At 41.4% G+C, this 1,500-nt stretch carries 1 protein-coding gene and 1 pseudogene; one reads left to right on the forward strand and one right to left on the reverse strand.

What is annotated here, in order from left to right; all coding sequences use genetic code 11:
- Positions 1 to 900: 900 nt before the first annotated feature.
- Positions 901 to 1,131, reverse strand: coding sequence for a DUF6809 family protein (locus CUS_RS05405; protein ID WP_002848145.1), 231 nt, complete (start codon positions 1,129 to 1,131; stop codon positions 901 to 903).
- Between the two features lie 73 nt (positions 1,132 to 1,204).
- On the opposite strand from CUS_RS05405, the pseudogene CUS_RS05410 reads away from it, so the two are divergent.
- Positions 1,205 to 1,500 (forward strand): annotated as a pseudogene (locus CUS_RS05410) (helicase-related protein); the annotation flags it as partial.

The following is a 1,500-nucleotide window of genomic DNA, read 5'->3' on the forward strand; positions in this document are numbered from 1 at the left end:
GTAAAATACTTTTACCACTGGGGATTATAAGTTGCGGACATACACATATACAGCATACACCTGTTTGTGATTGCTGTTTTTGGGGATATGTCAAAATTGATAAGGCAAAAGTATTCTTAAATTGGGTACAAAAAACTAAGCCCCTACAAAAGGAGCTATCATAATCCTTTGTTCCCACTATTTGATTATAGTTTTATTTAAGAATACCTTGCCGCATATTTTTTACTCCTTTTCTGGATTAAATCATTGTATCACATCAGTTTTAGGAAAGCAAGTACCTAAAAGAAATTTTTCTTCCCCTTATATGTAACAATCATACCGGCTTCCTAGCGTTCAGAATGTTTTCTGCTGTCTGCTGTGGTGTTTGGTTGGAATTGTCCAACCAAAAGCCGATCCGTGGTGTTGTCTGCATTTTACTAAATACAAATTCAATGTATACAGAAAGATATAAGGAGTGGGAGGGATTCCGCCGTAGTTGGCATTGTAGGAAAATCCAAAAGTTTAGATTTTCCCACAATGCTTATCTTTTGGTCTTTGGTTCGGAATAGTGTAGTGCTGGCGGTCTATCTCTTGTTTTCGGTTGCTTGCTTCCTTACCGTACATGAGCATTATACCGCATGGTCATAACTTTGTCAACCCCTTTTTGAAGATTTAGATGTAAATTTTCTTTGAACAGAAAAATCATCTACATATAGTATATCACATTTCGACCGAAATTGCAAGGGGGTTGGAACGGATTTTTGAACTTTTTTCACTGGGAAAATGCCTATATATCTACAAATTGTATACTTTGGATTGCTATATACAAAATACTATATCGTAATAGTCGGGTAATATCGCCTGAACAGAATATGCCCACCGAGTGAACGGAGGGCATACCATGTTTTTCATTCAAAGGTGTTATTCCTGAACCTCTCGCATCATAGATACGCCGTCCTTGAAGCCTGCCTTGTACGCAGCTCTCATTTCAGCGGCGGCAGTCTCACTTTGCAAGTCGCATAGCTTATGGAACAGGATAATCTGCTCCTCAGTCAGCGACTCCTCGAACGGGATAGCGGTCTGCTCCCACTCATCAGAGAAGTGGTCTGTCTTGATAATACCGATACGGCTATTGTAGATCTCGTCAATCATAGGGATACTTCCTTTCAGTCGTTGCAGTTAGTGTGAATATCGGAAAAAACTGCTCAGGAATTATCCATAATGACTGTTCACAAAAGTCCGCAGCGGAGAGATCCGTGTGTTGCTCGGATCAACCGCCAAAATGGGTACGGGTACGAATGTCCAGAAGAAGCTGATCGCAGTCCACGACCTCGATATTCCGTGGAGACCGGCTGATCTGGAGCAGCGTGCCGGAAGAATTATCCGTCAAGGCAATGAAAACAAGCAGGTGCAGATCTTCCGCTATGTTACCAAAGGCACATTCGACGCTTATTCCTATCAGACTTTGGAGAACAAGCAGAAATTTATCTCTCAGATCATGACGAGCAAAACTCCTGCGAG

Source organism: Hominimerdicola alba 8 (assembly GCF_000178155.2).
GTDB lineage: Bacteria > Bacillota > Clostridia > Oscillospirales > Ruminococcaceae > Hominimerdicola > Hominimerdicola alba_C.